The organism is Sphaerisporangium sp. NPDC049457 (assembly GCF_055586705.1).
The window spans coordinates 73,202-94,144 of record NZ_JBVJHR010000002.1 but is presented as its reverse complement, the minus strand read 5'-3'; the positions used below and the strand labels follow the sequence as shown (position 1 = coordinate 94,144).

At 71.6% G+C, this 20,943-nt stretch carries 21 protein-coding genes; 12 read left to right on the top strand and 9 right to left on the bottom strand.

The window, feature by feature from the left end:
• Positions 1–61 precede the first annotated feature (61 nt).
• Entirely contained in the window at positions 62–1,825 is a 1,764-nt protein-coding gene (locus ACZ6QO_RS03815) for a proline--tRNA ligase (RefSeq protein WP_465847379.1), read from the bottom strand.
• Positions 1,826–2,042: 217 nt separating this feature from the next.
• On the opposite strand from ACZ6QO_RS03815, the gene ACZ6QO_RS03810 reads away from it, so the two are divergent.
• On the top strand, positions 2,043–3,365 hold the full coding sequence (locus ACZ6QO_RS03810) for an FAD-dependent oxidoreductase (RefSeq protein ID WP_465847377.1): 1,323 nt from the start codon (positions 2,043–2,045) through the stop codon (positions 3,363–3,365).
• A gap of 279 nt (positions 3,366–3,644) precedes the next feature.
• On the opposite strand, the gene ACZ6QO_RS03805 is transcribed toward ACZ6QO_RS03810, so the two are convergent.
• From ACZ6QO_RS03805 to ACZ6QO_RS03790, 4 genes are all read right to left on the bottom strand, one after another.
• Entirely contained in the window at positions 3,645–4,841 is a 1,197-nt protein-coding gene (locus ACZ6QO_RS03805; RefSeq protein WP_465847375.1) for a DUF6986 family protein, read from the bottom strand.
• Between the two features lies 1 nt (position 4,842).
• A complete protein-coding gene (locus ACZ6QO_RS03800) occupies positions 4,843–5,523 on the bottom strand; it encodes a copper homeostasis protein CutC (RefSeq protein ID WP_465847373.1) in 681 nt (226 codons plus the stop codon).
• A gap of 129 nt (positions 5,524–5,652) precedes the next feature.
• Positions 5,653–6,291 (bottom strand): GNAT family N-acetyltransferase, encoded by a 639-nt coding sequence (locus tag ACZ6QO_RS03795; RefSeq protein WP_465847372.1) that lies wholly within the window; start codon positions 6,289–6,291, stop codon positions 5,653–5,655.
• 200 nt (positions 6,292–6,491) lie between these two features.
• Positions 6,492–7,241, bottom strand: a complete 750-nt coding sequence (locus tag ACZ6QO_RS03790) for a GntR family transcriptional regulator (RefSeq protein ID WP_465847370.1) — start codon at positions 7,239–7,241, stop codon at positions 6,492–6,494.
• Between the two features lie 148 nt (positions 7,242–7,389).
• On the opposite strand from ACZ6QO_RS03790, the gene ACZ6QO_RS03785 reads away from it, so the two are divergent.
• From ACZ6QO_RS03785 to ACZ6QO_RS03775, 3 genes are all read left to right on the top strand, one after another.
• Positions 7,390–7,734, top strand: coding sequence for a hypothetical protein (locus ACZ6QO_RS03785; RefSeq protein WP_465847368.1), 345 nt, complete (start codon positions 7,390–7,392; stop codon positions 7,732–7,734).
• Between the two features lie 741 nt (positions 7,735–8,475).
• Entirely contained in the window at positions 8,476–8,967 is a 492-nt protein-coding gene (locus ACZ6QO_RS03780) for a flavin reductase family protein (RefSeq protein WP_465847367.1), read from the top strand.
• Positions 8,968–9,125: 158 nt separating this feature from the next.
• Positions 9,126–9,884, top strand: a complete 759-nt coding sequence (locus ACZ6QO_RS03775; protein ID WP_465847365.1) for an SDR family oxidoreductase — start codon at positions 9,126–9,128, stop codon at positions 9,882–9,884.
• 75 nt (positions 9,885–9,959) lie between these two features.
• On the opposite strand, the gene ACZ6QO_RS03770 is transcribed toward ACZ6QO_RS03775, so the two are convergent.
• Positions 9,960–10,361: an ATP-binding protein gene (locus tag ACZ6QO_RS03770; RefSeq protein ID WP_465847363.1), complete on the bottom strand. Its 402-nt coding sequence runs from the start codon at positions 10,359–10,361 to the stop codon at positions 9,960–9,962.
• A gap of 258 nt (positions 10,362–10,619) precedes the next feature.
• Between ACZ6QO_RS03770 and ACZ6QO_RS03765 the strand changes: the two genes are divergently transcribed.
• Together ACZ6QO_RS03765 and ACZ6QO_RS03760 are read left to right on the top strand one after the other, a co-directional pair.
• Positions 10,620–11,441: a helix-turn-helix domain-containing protein gene (locus ACZ6QO_RS03765; RefSeq protein WP_465847361.1), complete on the top strand. Its 822-nt coding sequence runs from the start codon at positions 10,620–10,622 to the stop codon at positions 11,439–11,441.
• A complete protein-coding gene (locus tag ACZ6QO_RS03760) occupies positions 11,432–11,629 on the top strand; it encodes a DUF397 domain-containing protein (protein WP_465847360.1) in 198 nt (65 codons plus the stop codon). The genes ACZ6QO_RS03765 and ACZ6QO_RS03760 overlap by 10 nt, the downstream gene beginning before the upstream one ends.
• Before the next feature lie 94 nt (positions 11,630–11,723).
• Here ACZ6QO_RS03760 and ACZ6QO_RS03755 read toward each other — a convergent pair whose 3' ends face one another.
• The gene (locus tag ACZ6QO_RS03755) at positions 11,724–12,548 is read right to left on the bottom strand and encodes an ATP-grasp domain-containing protein (RefSeq protein WP_465847358.1); all 825 of its coding nucleotides are present in this window, start codon (positions 12,546–12,548) and stop codon (positions 11,724–11,726) included.
• A 118-nt stretch (positions 12,549–12,666) separates the two neighbouring features.
• Between ACZ6QO_RS03755 and ACZ6QO_RS03750 the strand changes: the two genes are divergently transcribed.
• Genes ACZ6QO_RS03750 through ACZ6QO_RS03740 form a run of 3 tightly spaced genes read left to right on the top strand, consistent with a single transcriptional unit; the run spans position 12,667 to position 16,624 of the window.
• Positions 12,667–15,114 (top strand): xanthine dehydrogenase family protein molybdopterin-binding subunit, encoded by a 2,448-nt coding sequence (locus tag ACZ6QO_RS03750; protein WP_465847357.1) that lies wholly within the window; start codon positions 12,667–12,669, stop codon positions 15,112–15,114.
• Positions 15,111–16,142: an FAD binding domain-containing protein gene (locus tag ACZ6QO_RS03745; protein WP_465847355.1), complete on the top strand. Its 1,032-nt coding sequence runs from the start codon at positions 15,111–15,113 to the stop codon at positions 16,140–16,142. The genes ACZ6QO_RS03750 and ACZ6QO_RS03745 overlap by 4 nt, the downstream gene beginning before the upstream one ends.
• Positions 16,139–16,624, top strand: coding sequence for a (2Fe-2S)-binding protein (locus ACZ6QO_RS03740; RefSeq protein WP_465847353.1), 486 nt, complete (start codon positions 16,139–16,141; stop codon positions 16,622–16,624). The genes ACZ6QO_RS03745 and ACZ6QO_RS03740 overlap by 4 nt, the downstream gene beginning before the upstream one ends.
• A 4-nt stretch (positions 16,625–16,628) precedes the next feature.
• On the opposite strand, the gene ACZ6QO_RS03735 is transcribed toward ACZ6QO_RS03740, so the two are convergent.
• Positions 16,629–17,339 carry a hypothetical protein gene (locus ACZ6QO_RS03735; RefSeq protein WP_465847351.1) on the bottom strand — a complete coding sequence of 237 codons (711 nt, stop codon included), beginning with the start codon at positions 17,337–17,339 and terminating at the stop codon, positions 16,629–16,631.
• Between the two features lie 334 nt (positions 17,340–17,673).
• On the bottom strand, positions 17,674–17,796 hold the full coding sequence (locus ACZ6QO_RS03730; protein ID WP_465847349.1) for a hypothetical protein: 123 nt from the start codon (positions 17,794–17,796) through the stop codon (positions 17,674–17,676).
• A gap of 392 nt (positions 17,797–18,188) precedes the next feature.
• On the opposite strand from ACZ6QO_RS03730, the gene ACZ6QO_RS03725 reads away from it, so the two are divergent.
• The 3 genes from ACZ6QO_RS03725 (at position 18,189) to ACZ6QO_RS03715 (ending at position 20,693) form a co-directional block, all read left to right on the top strand.
• The gene (locus tag ACZ6QO_RS03725; protein WP_465847347.1) at positions 18,189–19,604 is read left to right on the top strand and encodes a xylan 1,4-beta-xylosidase; all 1,416 of its coding nucleotides are present in this window, start codon (positions 18,189–18,191) and stop codon (positions 19,602–19,604) included.
• 119 nt (positions 19,605–19,723) lie between these two features.
• Entirely contained in the window at positions 19,724–20,068 is a 345-nt protein-coding gene (locus ACZ6QO_RS03720; RefSeq protein ID WP_465847346.1) for a spore germination protein GerW family protein, read from the top strand.
• Positions 20,069–20,174: 106 nt separating this feature from the next.
• On the top strand, positions 20,175–20,693 hold the full coding sequence (locus ACZ6QO_RS03715) for a flavodoxin family protein (protein WP_465847344.1): 519 nt from the start codon (positions 20,175–20,177) through the stop codon (positions 20,691–20,693).
• Positions 20,694–20,943 lie beyond the last annotated feature (250 nt).

Sequence of the window (20,943 nt, the reverse complement as noted above, 5' to 3'; positions counted from 1 at the left end):
GGCGGCGGGCCCTTGGCCATGCCGGCTCGCCATGTGCCGGCTTGCCGTGCCGGCCGGCGCGTCAGGCGCCCTGGGCGGGCGCCGGCTCGGCGGCGGCGGCCAGTACGCGGGAGGCGGCCTCGGCGAGGGGGATCTCCTCCTTGACGCCGGTGACGCGGTCGCGCAGCTCCACGACCCCCTGGGCGAGCCCGCGGCCGATGATCAGGATGGTGGGGACGCCCAGCAGCTCGGCGTCCTTGAACTTCACACCGGGCGAGACCGAGGCGCGGTCGTCGACGAGCACGCGCAGCCCCTTGGCCTCCAGCTCCTCGGCGAGCGCGAGCGCCACCTCGACCTGGTTGTCCTTGCCGGTGCCGACGATGTGGACGTCGGTGGGCGCGACCTCGCGGGGCCAGACCAGTCCCAGCTCGTCGTGCAGCTGCTCGGCGAGCACGGCGACGGCGCGCGAGACGCCCACCCCGTAGGAGCCCATGGTGATGCGGATGGGCTTGCCGTCGGGGCCGAGGGCGTCCAGGCCGGCGGCGTCGGCGTACTTGCGGCCGAGCTGGAAGATGTGGCCGATCTCGATGCCGCGGTCGATGGACAGCGGGTGGGCGCACCGGGGGCAGGAGTCGCCGGCGCGCACCTCGGCGGCCTCGATGGTGCCGTCGGGCTCGAAGTCGCGGCCCGCCACGACGTGCGCCGCGTGCCGGCCCTGCTCGTTGGCGCCGGTCACCCAGGACGAACCCGCCACGACCCGGGGGTCGACCAGGTAACGGATGCCGAGCTCCTTGAGCACCTGCGGGCCGATGTACCCGCGCACGAGACCGGGGTGCTTGGCGAAGTCGGCGGCCTCGAAGATCTCGGGAACGCCGGGCGACAGCGAGGCCTCCAGCCGCTTGAAGTCGACCTCGCGGTCGCCGGGCACCCCGATGACGAGCGTCTCGACCTCGTCGGAGCCGGGGGTGCGCACCTTGACCACGACGTTCTTGAGGGTGTCGGCGGCGCTCACCCCGAGGCCGTAGCGCTCGTTGACGAACGAGACCAGCGACTCGATGGTCGGGGTGTCGGGGGTGTCGAGCACCTGCGCGTCCGGGTGGACGGCGGTCACGGCCGGGGGCGCGGGGGTGACGACGGCCTCGGCGTTCGCGGCGTACCCGCAGTTGTGGCAGGCGACGAAGGTGTCCTCGCCGGTGGGGGTGGGGGCCAGGAACTCCTCGGAGGCCGAGCCGCCCATCGCGCCGGACATCGCGAAGCAGATCTTGTAGTGGATGCCGAGCCGGTCGAACATCTTGATGTAGGCCTCGCGGTGCAGCTCATAGGAGCGCTTGAGGCCGTCGTCGTCCAGGTCGAAGGAGTAGGAGTCCTTCATGACGAACTCGCGCCCGCGCAGGATGCCGGCCCGGGGGCGCGCCTCGTCGCGGTACTTCGTCTGCACTTGGTAGAGGATGACCGGATAGTCCTTGTAGGAGGAGTACTCCCCCTTCACCATGTCGGTGAACATCTCTTCGTGCGTGGGGCCGAGCAGGTAGTCGGCGCCCTTGCGGTCCTTCAGGCGGAACAGGGTGTCGCCGTACTCGGTCCAGCGGCCGGTCTGCTCGTAGTACTCGCGGGGCAGCAGCGCGGGGAACAGGACCTCCTGGCCGCCGATGGCGTTCATCTCGTCGCGGACGACGCGGGCGACGTTCTCCATGACGATCTTGCCGAGGGGCAGCCACGAGTAGATGCCCGGGGCGACGCGGCGGACATAGCCGGCGCGGACGAGCAGCTTGTGGCTCGGCACTTCCGCGTCCGCCGGATCCTCACGCAGGGTGCGCAGGAACAGGGTGGACATACGCAGCAGCACGGCTACTCCTCGGTCGCGGTGGTTGACAGGTATACAGGCTATCGACTCCCACGGGGCCGCCGGCCGATTTATGCGGCCCGGGAGGCGCTCAGGGGCGGGGTGGCCTAACCGGATTATTGCGATGGCCTCCGGCGTGCGAGTCTGGTCGGGAGGACCCGCCTGGGCGAGAATCGGCGCAAGACGTCGTGGGGCCGGCAGGTCCCGCTAAGGAGGCCGCATGTCGCTGCGCGTGGCGATCGTGGGATCGGGTCCCGCCGGGATCTACACGGCCGAGGCCCTGACCAAGCAGGCGGGCGAGCCCGTCGAGATCGACGTCCTGGACCGCCTGCCCACGCCGTACGGGCTGGTGAGGTACGGCGTCGCCCCCGACCACACCTCGATCAAGTCGATCGCCGGCTACCTGCGCAAGGTGCTGGAGCTGCCGTCGGTGCGCTTCCTCGGCGGCGTCGAGCTGGGGTCGGACGTCACGGTCGACGACCTCGCCGCCTGCTATGACGCGGTGGTCTACTGCACGGGCGCCATGGTCGACCGGCACCTCGGCATCCCCGGCGAGGACCTCCCAGGCAGCGTGGCCGCCACCGACTTCGTCAACTGGTACTGCGGCCACCCCGACATGCCGCCCGAAGCGTTCTCCCTCGACAGCGCCGAGGTGGCGGTGATCGGGGTCGGCAACGTGGCGGTCGACGTGGTGCGCATCCTGGCCAAGACCGCTGACGAGCTGCGGTCCACCGACGTGCCGCAGGAGGTCCTCGACCGGCTGGCCAAGAGCCAGGTGACGACCATCCACATGATCGGCAGGCGCGGTCCCGAGCACGCCAAGTTCACCCTCAAGGAACTCCGCGAGCTGGGCGAGCTGGCCAACTGCGACGTGCTCGTCCGCCCTGAGGAGGCCGGGTCCGGCGAGCTGGGCGAGCTGTCGCGGCAGATCCGGGGCAACGTGGAGGTCCTCCGGTCCTGGTCGCTGCGGGCCCCGTCGGGCCGGCCGCGCCGCCTGGACGTGCGGTTCTGGCTGCGTCCGGTGGAGATCCTCGGCGCGGGCAAGGTCGAGGCGCTGCGGCTGGAGCGCACGCGTCTCGCCGACGGGCGGGTGGTGGGCACCGGCGAGTACGAGACCATCCCGGCCGGCATGGTGCTGCGCTCGGTCGGCTACCAGAGCGTCCCGCTGGCCGGAGTGCCGTTCGACACCGCGACGATGACCGTGCCGAACAGCGCCGGGCGGGTCGGCGAGGGGCAGTACGTCGCCGGCTGGCTCAAGCGCGGGCCGACCGGCGTCATCGGCACCAACAAGTCCGACGCCGCCGAGACGGTGCGCACCCTGCTGGCCGACCTCGCCACGCGGCCCGAACGGCGCGAGCCGGGCGCCCGGCTGGACGACGTGCTGGCCGCGCGCGGGGTGCGGCCGGTGACCTACGGCGACTGGCTCGCCATCGAGGCCGCCGAGGCGGCCCTGGCCCTGTCCCTGGGCCGCGGCGAACACGTCAAACTGGTGGGCCGCCCCGCCATGCTCGCCGCCTTCACCCCCACCACCCCCGATCCCTGACCCACCCGTCACCTTCCCGATCGTCCCATTGAAGATCGAAAGCCAGGCCACCCAGCCGGCCATAACTGATCACCCCTGCCCTCGACTTGATCCGGAGATGTTCTCACCGCGCCCGAAACCCCCATTCACGCCGGCCTCGGAGCCCCGTACCACCCCGCCACCTGGCGCCTCGGTACCTCCGCCCCCGCTGGGCCGATTGTCCGGCGCCGGGACGGCGGGACGGTGTACGGCGAATCCGGCGCCGCCATACGGCGGGCGACGCGTCCACCTGGACCCTCGTCAGTGGGCCGTTTCGGTGGGGGTGTGCAGGGCCTGGTCGGCGCGGTGGAGGGCTGCGGCGAGGGTTTTGACGGTCGCGGGCTCGTCCATCACGCCGCCGCCGGCGTCGCGCCGTTCCTCCCACGCGCGGACGCGCCCGGCGTAGGCGTCCCGGGTCGCCAGATGGAAGGCGTACACGGTGGCATACCGGGACACCAGGTGCGAGGGATGCATGTCCCAGCCCTGGTAGAACCCGTGGCGCAGCGAGTGGCGCACCATACCGGCGTGCGCCCGCCACAGCGCGCGCACGTCCTCGGTGGAGCCGGAGGCGGGTGAGGCGGCCAGCGAGCCGTCCGACAGCTCGACCCCGGTGCCGGCGAGCGCGACGCGCATCACCTCGCGGGCGTGGTCGCAGACCGGATGGTCCAGGCGCTGCTCGGCGGGCGGAAGCCCGCAGGCGGCGGTGTAGTCGAACACTCCGAAGTGCGCGGCCGCGAGGCGTCCGCGCAGCGAGGGCACGAGGTCGGGCGAGCGGGCGAGGAACAGCACGGTCTGCGGCGCCTCCACCTGCATCTCGAAGCGCAGCGTCCCGGCCGCGAGCCCCATGCCCTCCTCCAGGGAGGCCAGGCACGCCGCGAACCGGCCGAGGTAGGCCTCCATGAGGACCTTGGGGAAGGTGACGGTGAACCCGGGCGGCAGCCCGCCGGCCCGGGCGGCGACCTCGGACAGGAGGCCGTCGAGGGTGCGCAGGCTGCGGGCCGGATCACCGTCGGCGAACGACTTGACCCGGAGCCCCCAGCGGCGCGGCAGCGTCCCTGCGGCGTGCATGGCGGCGACCGCCTCGGCGGCCCGGACGGCGTGCTCGTCCTCCTCGGCGTCCGGACGCGTCCCGTACCCGTCCTCGAAGTCGATCCGCAGGTCTTCGACGGGCTCGCGGGCGAGCTTGCGCGCCACCCGGCCGCGGACGTCATCGGCCACCTCGGGCGTGGCGGGGCCGAAGAGCGACGCCAGGACGGCGCCGTCGGGCAGGTGGCGGTCCAGGAGGTTCAGGGCCTTCTCGCCCCAGGTGCGCACGGTCTCGGCGTCGAAGCGGTCGGCGGGCACGTACACGGTGTGCACCGGCTGCCAGGCGGCGCCGGGCCCCGGGTAGCGCCGCGCCTGCTCGGCCAGCGCGGCGTCCACGCCCGGCACGTCATGGTCGCCGAGGGTCAGGCGCACCTCAGATCGTGTCCACCAGCTCGCGCCAGCGCCGGACGCGCTCGACGTCGACCGGGTCCGACCACGACGACCGTACGCCGCCGCCGACGTGGAAGGCGCGCACGCCGTAGTCCAGCAGCGGGGGGACCAGATGCGGCTTGAGCCCGCCGCCGGCCAGGATGATCGGCGCGTCCCCCGCCTCGGCGCGCGACCGCAGTACGGGCAGTCCCGCCGCGATGCCCGAGGGGTCACCGGAGGTCAGCACGGTGGCCAGGTTGGGCAGCAGCCGCACGGCGCGCCAGCTCGCCTGCACGTCCTCGGCGTTGTCCACGGCGCGGTGGAACGTCCATGGCAGCGGCGTTACGGCGTGGATGAGCGCCTCGGTGGCCGCCAGGTCGACCTTGCCCTCCTCGTCGAGGAAGCCGAAGACGAACCCGGCCGCGCCGGCGTCGGCCAAGATGCGCGCGTCGCGCTCCAGCCCCTCCAGCTCCTGCGGGGTCACGCCGAACCCCGCGTTGGAGCGGAGCATCACCATTTGCGGCAGCGCGGACTTCTTGGCGATCGCCGCCACGGTCTCCGGGGCGGGTGTCAGCCCGCCGACGGACATGTCGGCCACGATCTCCAGGCGGTCCGCGCCGCCGTCTTCTGCGGCCACGGCGTCGCGCACGTCCAGTGCGATCACCTCGAGCAGCGATCCGGTCATGGGTCCTGAGGTTATCGGACCCTCTTGTCCGAAGATGGACCGCTACCACCCGCAAGCCGGCCAATGATCCAAGATCGGCCGGCTACATCATGATCCGCCCCGGCGCACTGGGCGACGCCGGGGCGGCCCTCAGCGGGTTCCCACGTGCGCCGACCTGCGGCGCCGCGCGTGCGGAAGGGCCGGAGAGGTCAGGTCGACGGGCCGCTGGAACAGCGCGCCGGAGGCGCGGTGCGGGAGGTCCACCGTCCTGAGATGCCGGAAGCCGAGCTTGCGGTAGTACCCCTGCAGGCCGGGGTTGTTCTTGGAGCAGTCGAGCCGCAGCCACCGGCGGCCGGTCGCGGCCACCCTCAGCGCCGCCCAGTCGAGCAGCGTCTCGCCCAGGCCGTGCCCGGCGAAGTCCCGCTTGACGGCCAGCTTGTGGACGTACAGGCCGGTCTCCGGGTGGTCGGCGCGCCTCCAGAACTCCGGGTCGGCGTGGTCGTCCAGGGCCATGGTGGCGGCGGGGACGTGAATCCGCCCGCCCTCCCCGTCGGCGGTGGCGTCCACGGCGTCCGCGGCGTTCTTGTCGTCCAGCACGTACATGGTGCCCTCGGCGATCAGCGGCTCGATGCGCGCGGCCGGGAAACCGTCGGCCGGCCACTGGCGGATGCCCCGCTCGTTCAGCCAGCCCGCCGTCTCCGCCAGGAGCGCGAGGACCCCGGGAAGGTCGTCGGGAGTGGCATTACGCAGGGTGAGCGAACCGGCCTGGTGGAGGGTGTGGGAGTACATCGATCGTCCTTTCGTCGCCGTGTGTAGCGCCTCGAACACCTAAAGTGCTCGACCGGGGGCGCGCGGCCCTATCAGTGAAGGCCGGTGTAAAGGCGTTCGCCGCCGGGCCTGCGGGCGTCAGGGGCCGCGGAGACGGCCCCGGCCCGTGCCGGCGGCAGGACGGCGCGGCCGCGTCACGAAGCGAGACGGCGCGCGCGAGGTCAGCTCAGTGCGAGCTCGTACCTGATCAGATGCTTGTCGGCGGGCAGAACGGACAAGGCGACCCGGACCGGGGTGTCCTCACGGTCATAGCCAACTCGGACATATACGACAACAGGGGTACCAGGTTCGAGTTGCAGGCGGGCGGATTCCTCAGGAGTCGGCATACGAGCCGAAATGTCGTCCACAACCCGGACCTGGCGATGCCCCAGTTCCTCCAGCACGCGGTTGGCCCCACGCGTGATGTCCGCCGGACGGGCGATCTCGGAATCGCGCACCAGCGCATGCGGGAAGTAGGAGTCGTTGGTGTTGTAGGGCTGGTCGTCGACGTAACGCAGCCGCCGGCGCACCACCGCGAGCGCGTGCTCCTCGAGCTCCAGCCTCGCGGCGATCTCTTCGGGCGGCTCCACGATCGAGACCTCGATCTCCTGACCGGGCTTGCGGCCCTCCTTGGTGACCGCCTCGGCGAACGCCTCCCGGCGCAGCACCCCGGGCGGGGTGTTCAGCTCGGCCTGGGGACGCATGAGCAGCGCGCGGCGGTCGCGGACGAAGCTGCCGCGCCTGCGCATCCGGGTGATCAGACCCTCGTTCTCCAGTTCGGCCAGGGCGAGGCGTACCGTGTTGCGGCTGACCTCATGGCTGTCCATGAGGTCCATCTCCGTCGGAAGCTGAGCGCCCGGCCCAAGCTCGCCGGAGTAAATCGCCCTGCGCAGCTCGCCGGCCACCTGCTGGTACAGCGTCGACCGTGCCAAATCTCACCTACGGTTGCGTCCTTTTGTACCTACGAATTTAGACGATCTCGATCTGACGGCAAACAACCCCTTGACCCAAGCGTCTCCACACCGCATTATCCAAACGTTGGTACAAATCCATCAAAGAGGCGGCGAGGGGTGAGGGCCTGTGCTGGCAGTCCGGGCGGGAACGCCATATCTGCCCTGGCACGACCCCCGCGAGGCAACGCGTCTACTGCGCTACGCGCTGCACCGGGAGGGGTTCACCCACACCTACCAGAGCAGCGCGAACGGCATGTCGGTGCTGTCAGTGACCACCGATCTGACCGTCTGGTGCAGGGGCGGCTCATTCGTCTGGAACGAGGACGGCCTCACGGTCACCCATCCGTCGGATGACCCCGCCGGCGCCGCGCAGCTCGTCAAGCGCCGCCTCCGCCGGCCGGTCGAGGAGGAGCCCGAAGACTCTCGGGCTCACGACTCCGGCGACCGGCCGCCCACCGACTCCGTGCGGTAAACGACGGCCAGGACCCCAACCCTCGCCGGGGTCCTGGAAGTCGCGCCGGGGCGGAACGTGTCCTGGCGGGTCCCCCACGCCCGCCAGGACACGCCTTCCGTTATCACCGTCGGCCGCGGCCTCCACCTCGTCAAGACGTCCCGCTCCGGGCTGGCACCCGTCAAGGCACCCCGTCAAGACGTCCCGCTCCGGGCCAGCGCCCCGTCAAGGCGGCCCGATTCGCGTCGGGCACGCTGTCAGGGCATCCCCCGATCCGCGTCGAGCGTCCGGCTCCGCGTCCAGGTGTCCCTCCGCCGGTGCTCCGGCCCGCCCCTGCGGACGTGTCCGTCGTCACAGAATCCGGCCTTGACCTGAACCATGGTTGAAGTTGCATGCTGAGACTTGACGATCTCGCCGGGCGGACCGACCGCCCGGCCGCGCGTGGGGCATGTCCAGGAGGGACCGAGCGTGACGTACAGGCCGAGCGCTCCACCTTCCCTTCCGCCCCTGCCCTACGTGCGGGCCACCGGCTCCCCGGACCCGGACCCCTGGTCGAACCGGAACAAACCGTTCACCCCCGAGGACGAGCGCCACACACCTCCGGGAAACGGACACGTCCCCGCCCCAGAAAACGGACACGTTCCCGCGCCGGGAAACGGACACCGCGCCGCACCCGAAAACGGACACCTTCCCGCACCGGGTAACGGGCACCGCGTCGCCCTGGGGAACGGGCACCGGGAAGCGGGGAACGGCCGCTTCGCGGTGCGCGGCGACGCGACGGACTCCGACCACTTCAGGAACGTACTGGGCCGGCTGGCCACCGGCGTGGTCGCCGTCACCGCGATCGACCCCGCCGACGGCGCACCCCGAGGACTGGCGGTGAACTCCTTCACCTCGGTATCGCTGGACCCACCGCTCGTGGCCTTCTGCGTGGCGAACACCAGCACGACCTGGCGGCACCTGAAGGCGGCGCCGCGCATCTGCGTGAACATCCTGTCCGAACGGCAGGAGCACATCAGCAGGCGGCTCGCGGCCAAAGGGGGCGACAAGTTCTCCGGCCTGTCCTGGAGCCTGTCGCCCGGCGGCGGCCCGCTGATCGACGGCACGCTCGCCTGGATCGACTGCTCGATCGAGTCCGAGCACGCGGCGGGCGACCACACCATCGTCGTGGCCCGCGTCCTGGCGCTGGACGCGCACGCCGACCACGGTCCCCTGGTGTTCTTCCGCGGCGACTACGGCCGCTTCGACGCCTGAACCCAAGCCCCCCCATCACCGCGCCGGCGCTTCGGCCCTTGTGCGACCCGCCGGACCGTCCGTACTCGGCATGCGAGCCCAGCGCCACCACCCCTGAGCCACGCGGACCGACCGGTCGGTATGGACGGCCGGAGGCGAGTGCGGCATCATCGGGGGGCATGACTCTGTTCTCGGTTGAAGGCAAGACCGTCGTCGTCACGGGCGGCTCGCGGGGCATCGGGAAGATGATCGCCGCCGGCTTCGCGGCGGCGGGCGCGACCGTCTACATCTCTTCGCGCAAGGCCGCCGAGGTGGAGAAGGCGGGCGCCGAACTCGGCTGCGTCGCCGTGCCCGCCGACCTGTCGACGCCGCAGGGCATCGAGACGCTGGTCGCGGCCGTCTCAGAGCGTGAGGACCGCCTGGACGTGCTGGTGAACAACGCCGGCGCCACCTGGGGCGCGCCGCTGGAGGAGTACCCCGAGCACGCCTTCGACAAGCTCTGGGGCATCAACGTCAAGGGCGTGTTCTACCTGACCCAGCGCTTCCTGCCGCTGCTGCGCGCCTCCGCGACTGCCGACGACCCGGCCCGCGTGATCAACATCGGCTCCGTGGACGGCCTGCGCGCGCCGGAGGTCGAGAACTACGCCTACTCGGCGGCCAAGGCCGGCGTCCACATGCTGACCCGGCACCTGGCGCACAAGCTCGCGGCCGAGCCGATCACCGTGAACGCCATCGCCCCCGGGCCGTTCGAGTCCAAGATGATGGCCTTCGCGCTGGACGATCCGCAGCTGCGCGCCGCCATCGAGAAGCAGGTCCCGCTGGGGCGCATCGGACGCCCGGACGACATGGCCGGAGCGGCGATCTTCCTCGCCTCCCGCGCGGGGTCGTACCTCACCGGCGCCGTCATCCCGGTCGACGGAGGGATCTCCACCATCTGAGCCAAGGGATCCCCACCATCTGAGCGCAGGGATCCCCAGGTCAGCGGCACCGCATCGGCCTGCCGGCATCGGCGTTCACGTCTCTTCGACGCGCTCCTCCCCCGGTCCAGTGGTCCGGAACCGCACCGCGAACCAGACGACCCGCCCCGCGCCGTCCCGGTACATCCCCCACCGCTCCGAGATGGCGTCCACCAGGAAGAGCCCTCGCCCCCCTTCCGCGTGAAGGTCACTACGCACCTGCGGCTCCGCCTCCGATCCCGCGTCGACCACCTCGACGTGGACCGCGCCGTCACACTCGCTCACGGCGAGCGTCACACGGCCGCCGCCACGCGAATCCGAGTGGGTGACGCTGTTGGTGACCAGCTCGGAGACGAGCAGAACGACCTCGTCCAGGACCGGATGAGCGCGCCCCAGCGCCTCCCGGACGAAGGCACGGGCCTGGCCGGCCGACTCGGGAACGCCGACGAGGTCGATCACCCCCCTGAGGGTGCCCGCAGGGCCGTCCGCCCGCGATGACGCGATCCGGTCAGGACCGCTCATCGATTTGCGAGGTTGTTGCGAGGTCGACATGCCTTCCCACCTCACCGTTCCTACGGATAGTAAAGAGACGGCTTCATACAGTGGCCGACGTCGGAGTGCCCGCGACAGCGGATTCACCTCTCAATGACGCCTCACTCGCGGAGCGACGAAGGAGAGGTTCGGAAGGCGGGCCATGCACGCGAAGGAGGGCTAAAGGTGACGAAACCCGTAGAAGTCAACCCGGAGGAGTCCCCCCGAGCGCTGTTCGCCTATGAGCTACGGCGATATCGCCTCGAAGCGGGGCTGACACAGGCGGAACTGGCGCAGCGGATCGGCTATACGACGAGCGTCGTCGGCATGGTGGAAACCGCCCGGCGATCGCCGGGAAAGCGCCTCGCCCAACTCTGCGACGAGACCCTTGGTCTCGACGGCGTCCTCACCCGCCTCTGCGCCATAGCCAGATGGGAAACCGTCCCGGAGCACTTCCGGGATTGGATGGACGTAGAACAGCAGGCTACGGCGCTTCGAAGTTGGGATCCCCTTCTGATTCCCGGACTTTTCCAGGTTGAGGAGTACGCCCGCAAAGTCATCGACGGTGAGCCCGGACTCACCTCGGACCAGCGTGATCAACACGTCGAAAGCCGACTACGCAGGAAGTCCATCTTCGCCAAGGACGATCCCCCGGTCGTCTGGAGCGTCATGGACGAGAGCGTGCTGCACCGGCCGCTTGGTGGATCGACGGTGATGCGCAGGCAACTGGAGTACCTCCTGGAAATCGCCCAACACCCGAAAGTCACCATCCAGGTGGTTCCTTACATCGCGGAGTCGACGACTGGAATGCTGAGCGCATTCACGCTTGCGGAACTCGAAGGGGCACCCCATATCGTGTATGTGGAGTCCTCCGCGCGAGGGCAGGTGATCGAAGATCGCACGACGATTCTCAAGATCGCCGCCCGGTACGACGCCATACGAGCAGAGGCCCACGCGAAGTACCTCTCACTGCAGCTCATCAAGGACGTGATCCAGCGATGGACCTGAATGAAGCGAAGTGGCGTAAGTCATCCCGATCAGGCCCGGACGGCGGACAGTGTGTCGAAGTGGCCACCAATCTTTCCGGGATCGTCGCCGTGCGCGACTCCAAGGACCCTGGTGGCTGCGCCCTCGTGTGCACCGGCGCGGAGTGGCATGCGTTCATCACGAACCTGAAGGCACACCCTGTCCCCTGATTCATGGACGGCGCCTATCAGTCCGCCGGCCTTCCGTGCTTCACCGTCGAGCTATAGGCACGGGCCGATCGCCCGATGCGTCGCGCCTCCCGTTTCACAGGCGGGTCAGGAGGGCCGTGGTGAGGCGGTCGGCGGCGCCGGGGGTGGTGCCGAGGAACAGGTAGGGCTCGGTGAGCTCCAGTTCGATCAGGGCCGGGGTGCCGTCCGGGAGGCGCACCAGGTCGACGCGCGCGTACAGCAGGTCCTCGCCCACCTCGGCGAGGACCTGTTCCGCCAGGGCGAACTGGTCCGGTTCCGGGTCGCGGGCGGGGATCGCCCGGTGGTCGGCGGGGACGACGTCCGCGAGCATGGCGTTGCGGCGCCGGGCGTGGCTGAACCGGCCGCCGATGTAGATCAGGGAGGTCTCGCCCTCGGTCTCGACCATGTCCAGGTACGGCTGGACCATCGCGACGCGGCCCGCCGCGACGAGGCTCCGCGCGTGGGCTTCGGCGGCGGCGCGATCGGCGGTGCGGACGGTGTCGCGGGCGCCGGCCGAGATCGCCGGCTTGACCACATATTCGGCGTAGTCGGCGTGGGCGGGAAGCGTCACCTCCTCCCCCGGGTGGATCCAGTGGGTCGGGACGGTCGGGACGGACAGGTCGCGCAGGTAGGTCTTGTCGGTGTTCCGTTCGAGCACCGACGCCGGATTGAACAGCCGGGTCCCGCTCTCCACCTTGTACGCCCACTCGACGAACGCGTCCCGGCGAAGGATGTAGTCCCAGGGTGAGCGCACCACGGCGGCGTCGAACGACGTCCAGTCGGCCTCCGGGTCGTCCCAGCGCACGGCGGTCCCTTCCGCGCCCGCCCGCTCCCAGGCGGCCATCAGAACCTCGCAGTCGTCATCCGGCCCGTCATAGGTGACATAAGCGAACTTCAACACGTGTCATCCCATATCTCGTCGAACGCGGCAACTTGCGCATCCTACGGACATGTCCACTATTTACGGCCTGGGAGGTGTGCGCTGAGCCGGTCTTTGTCGACGTCCGACGAGGATGTTCGTGGAGGCTTCTGTGTCGTTCGCGTACACCAGGCGAGAGGACGAGCGGCTGCTCACCGGACACGGCCGCTATGTCGCCGACATCGACGTGCCCGGATGCCTGGAGGCGGTCTTCGTCAGGAGCCCGGTCGCGCACGGCAGGCTCCGCTCCGTGGACTGCTCCCCTGCCAGGTCGGTGCCGGGCGTCGTCGGCGCCTGGTCGGCGGCCCACCTGACCGGCCTGCCCGCGTGCGCCCAGTCCGCCGCCGACCTGCCCGACCTGCCGCCCATCCCGCCCGCGCTGCTTGCCAGCCTGTCCACCCATGAGGCCGTCGCCGGACGCGACTGGCCGGCCTTGGCCACCGACCGGGTGCGCTACCCCGGTGAGGCGATCGCCGTGGTCGTCGCCGAGGACCGCTACCGGGCCGAGGACGGGGCCGCGGCGGTCGGCGTCGCGATCGACCCGCTGCCGGCCGCCGTCACCGCGGCCGCCGCGCTGGACGGGACGGTCACCTTGTTCGAGGGCCTGAGCAACGTCGCATGCGCGTTCGAGGCCGGCCACCCCATCGACGAGGAGGTGTGGCGGAGCGCGGCCGTGGTCGTCGAGGCCCGCTACCGCCAGCAGGTGCTGCTGCCGTCGCCGATGGAGTGCAGGGCCTTCCTCGCCGTGCCCCGGGGGGACGGGCTGACCGTGTGGTGCTCGCACCAGATGCCGCACCGGCTGCGCCGGGAGCTGGCGGAGGTCCTCGGGTGGCCCCCCGGCCGCATCCGCGTCATCGTCCCCGACAGCGGCGGCGCGTTCGGCTCAAAGAGCGCCATCTTCCCCGAGTACGTCGTGACCGCCACGCTCGCCATGGCGCTCGGCCGGCCCGTCCGGTGGGTCGAGGACCGCATGGAGTCGCTGCTGGCCGCCACCCGGGGCCGCGGGCAGGACCAGCGGGTGCGGCTGGCCGCCGACGCCGACGGGCGCCTGCTGGCGTACGAGCTGGCCATCGACGCCGACGTCGGGGCCTACCCGCACCTCGGCGCGGCGCTGCCGATGCAGACGGCACGGATGGCGACGGGCCCCTACCTGACGCCCCGGGTGCACGCCACCGTCCGCTCGGTCCTCACCAACACGATGATGACCTACCCCTACCGCGGCGCCGGGCGCCCGGAGGCGGCCTCCGCGCTGGAGCGGACCATGGACGAGCTGGCCCGCCGCCTCGGCATGGACCCCGCCGAGCTGCGGCGGCGCAATCTCATCCCGCCCGAACGCTTCCCGTACGACACCCCGACCGGCCGGCGCTACGACAGCGGGAACTACGCCGCCGCCCTGGACCTCGCGCTGGAGACGCTCGGCTACGACCGGTGGCGGCGGGAGCGTGACCGGCGCCGGGCCGACCCGGCCGCACTCCCGCTGGGCATCGGGCTCGCCTGCTACGTCGAGCGCTCCGGCGGCGAACCCGGCGGCCTGCACGAGTTCGGCGGCGTCGAGGCGTGCCCGGACGGCACGGTCGTCGCCCGGAGCGGGGCCGCCGCGAGCGGGCAGAGCCACGAGACGACCTTCTCCGCGCTGGTCGCCGACACCCTGGGCCTGGACCCGGCGCGCGTCCGGCTGATCGAGGGCGACACCGGCGAGGTGCCCGAGGGCGTCGGCTCGTTCGCCAGCCGGTCGGCCCAGATCGCCGGCGCGGCCCTCCAGCGGGCCGCCAGGACGCTCATCGACCAGGCACGGCAGCGGGCCGCGGCTCTGTGGGAGCTGCCGGTGCACATGGTGACCTGGTCAGGCGGCGTCCTGCGGGCCGCGGGCGACCCCGCGGCCGTCACCGACCTCGGCGAGCTGGTGAGGGCCACCGGGCCGCTCCGCGTGGACGACCGGTTCGACGCGGGCATGGCCTTCCCGTTCGGCGCCCACGCGGCCGTGGTCGAGGTCGACGCGGACCTCGGCGTCGTACGCGTGCTGCGGCTGGTCGCCGTGGACGACTGCGGGGTGGCGATCAACCCGGTCGCGGTCCACGGGCAGGCGCTCGGCTCGGCCGTCCAGGGCATCGGGCAGGCCCTGTACGAAGGGGTGCCCTACGACGACGCCGGGGTGCCGGTGCTGCCGAACGGGCTGCTGGACTACCTGCTGCCCACCTTCGCCGAGGTGCCGCCCATCGACATCGCGGCCACCACCACCCCGACCCCGGTCACGCCGCTGGGCGCCAAGGGGGCGGGCGAGTCGGGATGCATCGGCACGCCGCCCGCCATCGTCAACGCCGTCGCCGACGCCCTGCGTCTCGCCGACCCCGACCTGCTCCAGATGCCGCTCACCCCCGACGCCGTCTGGCGCGCCGCCCGCGCCCCGAAGACCGGCCACGACCGGGAAACGGATCGCGCCCGAAAGACGTACTCCAGCCGGGAAGCGGACCACGACCGGGAGACAGACCGCGACGGGGAAACGGGTCGCGGGACAGAGTACAGCCGGGAGACGGGGCGGGGGCGATGAAGCTTCCATCCTTCGACTACCTCGCGCCGGGCACGGTCGCCGAGGCCGTGAACGCGCTGGCCGTCCCCGGCAGGCGAGCCCAGGTGCTGGCGGGCGGGCAGAGTTTGATCCTCGACATGCGCCTGCGCCGGACCAGTCCTGACGTCGTGGTCGACATCAACGGCCTCGACGAACTCGCCGACGTGCGGGTGGAGGACGGCGCGCTGCTGGCCGGGGCCCTGGCCCGGCACCGTGACTTCGAGTCCCCGCTGGTCGCGCCCGGCCCGCTCGGACGCCTGCTCTCGCGCGCCGTCGTCAACATCGCCCACCCGCCCATCCGCGCCCGCGGCACCATGGCCGGCAGCCTGGCCTGGGCGCATCCCGCCTCGGAGTGGTGCGCGGTCGCCCTCGCGCTGGACGCCGGCGTTGAGATGCGCGGCCCGGCCGGCGCGCGGGTGGTCGCGGCCCGGGACTACTTCCTCGGCCGGCACCTGACCGCCCGCGCCCCCGAGGAACTGATCACCTCCGTACGGCTCCCGCTGCCGGCCGGCGGCACGGGGGTCGCCTTCGCCGAGCACCGGCGTACACAGTTCTGCTTCGCCCAGGTGGCGGTCGCGGTGGCGCTCACCGTGCGCGACGGCGTGGTGGCCGAGGCCAGGATCGCCCTCGCCAACTGCGCCGACCGGCCGCTGCGCGCGCACACCGCCGAACTCTCCCTCATCGGCGCCGAAGCCCTCCCGCCCGGCGCCTTCCCACCTGAAGTCCCTCCGCCCGGCGCCGTACCTCCGTCACCCGCGCACGGCCCGTTCGTCCGCGCGGCGCGCATCGCCGCCGAGGACGACGCCGACCCCGTTCCCGAGCCGTACGCCGATGTCGAGTACCGCCGGCACGTCATCGCCGTCCTGGTGAACCGCGCCCTGCACGAGGCGTCGTCGGACGCGCGGGCGCACCCCACCGACGACCGGCCCGCCACCGACCCGCCCAGCGCCAACCTGCCGCCCACCGCCGACCGGCCCGCCGATCACCCGCCCGGAGGCGACGCGCGATGAGGATCACGCTGGTGGTGAACGGCCGGGATCACCCGCTGGACGTCGAGCCGCGACGCGTCCTCGCCGACGTCCTGCGGGAGGACTGCCATCTGACCGGGACGCATCTCGGCTGCGAGCTGGGCGTGTGCGGGGCCTGCACGGTCCTCGTGGACGGCGAGGCCGTCAGGTCGTGCCTGCTGCTGGCCGTCCAGTGCGACGGACGGCGGATTCGCACCGTCGAAGGGCTGGCGTCCCCGGACGGCCGTCCGCACCCGCTCCAGGAGGCGTTCTCCGCCGAACACGCCCTCCAGTGCGGCTTCTGCACCCCAGGGTGGCTGATGCTGGCCGCCGGGGCGCTGGAGTCCGACCCGGCGTTCGCGGACGACCCTGAACGGCTGGCGGCCCTGCTCGGCTCCAACCTCTGCCGGTGCACCGGCTACACCCCCATCCACCGCGCCGTCCTGCGGGCCGCCCGGCGACCGGACGCCGAACCGCCGGCCTGACCATTCAGGGCCGGAAGGCGGTGTCGAACTCCTCGCCCGCGTTGAGGCGGTCGATCAAGGACAGGACGGCGCGAGGGCCTCCGTTCGCGGTGACCCATCGGCTCACGCGGCACGCCGCCCTGGCGTACAGGTTCCCGTCACCGCCGGCCGCGTCCAGCCACCGCGCGAGGTCCGCGGGAAGCGGGCCGTCCGAGGCCACCAGGCAGCGGTCCGGCGACCCGACGGGGGCCAGGTAACGGGCGTCCCCGGAGACCAGGACGGCGAGCCCCTCGTTGAACCACTGCGGCACCTCGCCTCCGTCCAGCCGGGCGCGCAGTTCGACGTGCGACAACTCGTGGGAGGCGATGACCGCGTTCAGGCCGCGCGGGGAGAGCATGACCGCCCGGTTCAGCACCGCGACGCCCCGCTCCCCTCCCCCGCCGATGCGGCGGTAGCAGCCGTCGGTCAGGCACGCCAGAACGCGGGGGTCGCTCGTCCGCTCCCCGTAGAACTCCGCGACCCGCCGCTCCGCCTCCCTGACGACTCCGAGCAGTTGCCGCTCGCGGTCCTGCGGCGTCCCCGGCTCGGCGTACACGCCGTCCCCGAGATCCTGCAGGCCGTAGCACCCTGGACAGGCGGTCGCCGCCACCGACGGGAACGCCGCCGCCACCCCGAGGACCCCCGCGACGACCAGCACGACCGCCCCGCCCAGAACCCATCTCCACCGCCGACGCACCCGCACACCTCCAAGCCGGATGGCCCACCGCCACCACCGCGCGTCGCCCAGCCTCCCCCACCTACCCCCCTCAGGGCATCAGCCCGGAGACTGTAATCGCCACGAAGACGACCGACCCCCGGAAGAGCACAGCCCCGATCTGAAGGCGGGGCCCACCTCCCGCCGCGTCCCGGCACTACTGGTCAGGTGCGCCGCTTCCGCGCGGCAGGTGCCGGATAGGGCTGTGGGCCCCGCCGGGTCAGGCGCCAGACTCCCGACCCGCGCTGACTTGTACCCGAGACCGGACAGCAGCTTTCGCACGCTTCGGCTCACGCAGTTCTCGTCCAGGTAGAACTCAGGCGGCGTGGCCCAGGAGGATGCGGGTGGCGGTGCGGACATCGTCGAGGGTGACTCCGAGCTCATCGGCGATCACCTCTGGCGACTCGCCGGCCTTCATCATCGCCGCGACCTCGGCCACCCGCCTCCCTTCGTCGCCGTGCTCGCTCTCATCATCGCCGATCGACCTATCGCCGGACAGGGCGCCTCGCTGAGGACGGGCGTGGCTCGACCCGCCGTCGCGGGCACACGAACGCGTCGAGGCTCGCGCCGGCGAAAGGTTGATGATCCACACGGATGGGCCGTCCTCACGAAACGTGTCCTCATCATCGCATTCGGTCACCCGCATGTCAGGTGATCGGCCTCAGTGGGCGGGGATAGGGCGCTACGGCCCCCGACCCGGCATTCGGGTGGAGCGGGGGGCGGGATGAGGGCCATAACGCTTTTCTGTGAATGTGCGGGGGTGGTTCGTCGCCTTTGGGGGGTTTGTGGAACGCTCTTGGGGAGACGGAACGGTGAGGATCGGGTGGTCAGGTGTCAGCGGATGGCGGGCGATCGACAGAGCGGCGACCCGGGCGGGCGCTCGCCTCGGCCGTGCTGGTCGTGACGGCGCTGGTCCTGGCGGCCTGCTCCTCGGGGGAGGCCGCGCCGCCGGAGGCCTCCGTCACGCGCCAGTCGGCCGCCGGGTCTCCCGGAACGGCCGGGTCGCCCGGTAGTACGGGGTCGCCCGGTGCGACCGGCGCCGCCGTGGGCAAGCCTCCGCCGGTGGATCCCGCCTGGCCGCGCTGGGGGTTCACCCACACAGGGGTCAGCGCCAACAACGTCACCGAGCGGTTCGAGCAGGACGCGAGCCGGGCGCTCGCCAGGACCCCGATGCCGCAGAACCAGCACATCATGGGGTTCGGGGCGCTCAACCCCGAACCGCGTCCCGGCGAGTTCTTCTGGGAGGACCTCGACAGCCGGACGACCTTCATGGAGCGGTCGGGCGGCGCCCCGGTCATCACCCTCTGCTGTGCCCCTGACTGGATGAAGGGCGGTCCGGAGGGCCCGACCGAGGAGTCCGCGTGGGCCGAGCATCTGGAGGACGCTCCCTACCCCGAGCACTTCGACGACTTCGCCGAGCTGGCGGCGGCCGTCGCCAAGAGGTACACCGACGTCAAGTACTTCATGGTGTGGAACGAGCTCAAGGGCTTCTGGCCCGACCACTCCAAGCCGGCCGACATCAAGGGCTACACCGAGATGTACAACAAGGTCTACGACGCGGTGAAGGCGGTGCGCCCCGACGCCCAGATCGGCGGGCCCTACATCGGCTTCGACAGCAACAAGACCGGTGAGTCCCCGCTGCGCGGGCCGTGGGGCGTCGTCAACCGGAACGCGCTGGACGCCTTCACGTACTGGTTCGAGCACAAGAAGGGCGCCGACTTCATCGTGGTGGACGGCGCCTCCCTGACCGACGCCCACGAGATGCTGCCCGACGCGTTCGGAGCGCTGAGCAAGTTCGGCGCGGTCACCCGCTGGCTGCGCGACAAGACCGGCGACCTGCCGGTCTGGTGGTCCGAGTGGTACTTCGTCCCCGAGGACGGCACCACGTGGGCCGAGCCGATGCGGCTGGCCGTCCAGGCCGCCTCGATGATCGAGTTCGCCGAGAGCGGCGCCGCCACGGCGCTGTACTGGAACCCGCAGGTCAAGAAGGGCGCCTGCCAGGGGTGCATGTGGGACCCGCGGACCGGCGCACTGCTGCCGACCGGCCGCCTGATCGGCGACTTCGCCCGATGGTTCCCCGCGGGCGCGGAGCTGGAGCACCTCACCTCCTCCGACCCCGCGGTGCGGGTGCTGGCGCAGCCACGGCAGATGGTGATGGTCAACACCACCGGTGCGCGGATCGCCACGACCGTGGACGGGAAGGACTTCACCTTGGGGCCCTACGAGATCAAGTGGAGCGCCCGCTAGCCGTCTCGACCCCCATGCCCGTTATGGGCACTTCGGCACTGTGAGTACGGACCTCCTTCCCTGTCCGGCGCGTGCGATCCGCACGAAGCTTGGGTCGTCATCTCCGGGAAGGGGACACGATGAACGTCTTGGAAATGATCGATCAGGCCCAGGACACCGCATCGGTCGGCAGGGTATTCGGCGATCCCATCACCCAGGACGGCGTGACGGTCATCCCCGTCGCCCGCGTCGCCGGCGGCGGAGGTGGCGGTGAGGGCAAACAGGAAGGCGAGCGACCGTCCGAGGGGACCGGCGGAGGCTTCGGCCTCGGCGTCACCCCCGAGGGACTGTTCGTCATCAAGGACGCCAAGGTCCGCTGGCTGCCCGTCGTCAACGTCAATCGCGTCATCCTCGGCGGCCAGATCGTCGGCGTGGTCGCGCTGCTGACCGTACGCGCCATCGCCCGGCTGCGTGCCCGTAAGTAGCGCTTCCGGCCTCCACCGAGGAGACGCTGGCCGCCCCTCCTCCCGGGGAGGGGCGGCCGGCCCTCTCGGAAGCGGGCCGTCCCCCCTGAAAGGAAGTGGGCTTCACATGTACGCGCTGGTGGTCTACGAGTCCATGTTCGGCAACACGCGGCAGATCGCGAAGGCGGTGGCCGAGGGGCTCTCCTCGATCATGCGTGTGGACGTCGTCGAGGTCGGCTCGGCGCCCACGACCATCGGCGAGGACGTCGACCTTCTCGTGGTCGGCGGCCCGACGCACGCCTTCGGGATGAGCAGGCCGGGGACCCGCAGGTCCGCCGCCGAACAGGCCGCCGAGCCGGTGATCTCGCAGCGCATCGGGCTGCGCGAATGGCTGGACACCGCGAAGGTCGACGCTTCCGCGCTGACAGCGGCGGCCTTCGACACGCATATCAGAAGCCACCTCGTCCCCGGCTCGGCCGCGCGCGGCGCCGAGAAGCGGCTGCGCCGCCTCGGGGTCAGGTTCGCCTCCCCGGCGACGAGCTTCTACGTCACGGGAAGTCCCGGACCGCTGGCGGAGGGCGAGCCGGCCCGGGCCCGCCAGTGGGGCGAGCGGCTCGCCGCCGCCTTCGCCGCCCAGGCTTCCTGACCACGACTTGCCGGGGCCGGCGTCGTCCGCTCTGCCCCCGAAGCGGCGGCGTCCGGCCCCGGCATCACGCGTGGCACGGGCCCGCGTCACGCGTCGCGCGCCCGTTTCCCGGCGTCGCGCGCCCGTGTCACGCGCCCGGCCGCGGCGCCACGGGTCGGCGTGCCCGCCGCACGTGTCCGCGTCCAATCGACCGGATCATTCTTCGAGAGGCGATACTGCGGGTAAGAACCTCATGACTGGGGGGAGTCAT

Coding starts and splice junctions, on each gene's coding strand:
- ACZ6QO_RS03745 (WP_465847355.1), top strand. CDS start 15,111: ATGAAGCTTCCATCCTTCGACTACCTCGCGCCGGGCACGGTCGCCGAG.
- ACZ6QO_RS03720 (WP_465847346.1), top strand. CDS start 19,724: ATGAACGTCTTGGAAATGATCGATCAGGCCCAGGACACCGCATCGGTC.
- ACZ6QO_RS03715 (WP_465847344.1), top strand. CDS start 20,175: ATGTACGCGCTGGTGGTCTACGAGTCCATGTTCGGCAACACGCGGCAG.
- ACZ6QO_RS03800 (WP_465847373.1), bottom strand. CDS start 5,523: ATGACCGGATCGCTGCTCGAGGTGATCGCACTGGACGTGCGCGACGCC.
- ACZ6QO_RS03810 (WP_465847377.1), top strand. CDS start 2,043: ATGTCGCTGCGCGTGGCGATCGTGGGATCGGGTCCCGCCGGGATCTAC.
- ACZ6QO_RS03740 (WP_465847353.1), top strand. CDS start 16,139: ATGAGGATCACGCTGGTGGTGAACGGCCGGGATCACCCGCTGGACGTC.
- ACZ6QO_RS03775 (WP_465847365.1), top strand. CDS start 9,126: ATGACTCTGTTCTCGGTTGAAGGCAAGACCGTCGTCGTCACGGGCGGC.
- ACZ6QO_RS03760 (WP_465847360.1), top strand. CDS start 11,432: ATGGACCTGAATGAAGCGAAGTGGCGTAAGTCATCCCGATCAGGCCCG.
- ACZ6QO_RS03795 (WP_465847372.1), bottom strand. CDS start 6,291: ATGTACTCCCACACCCTCCACCAGGCCGGTTCGCTCACCCTGCGTAAT.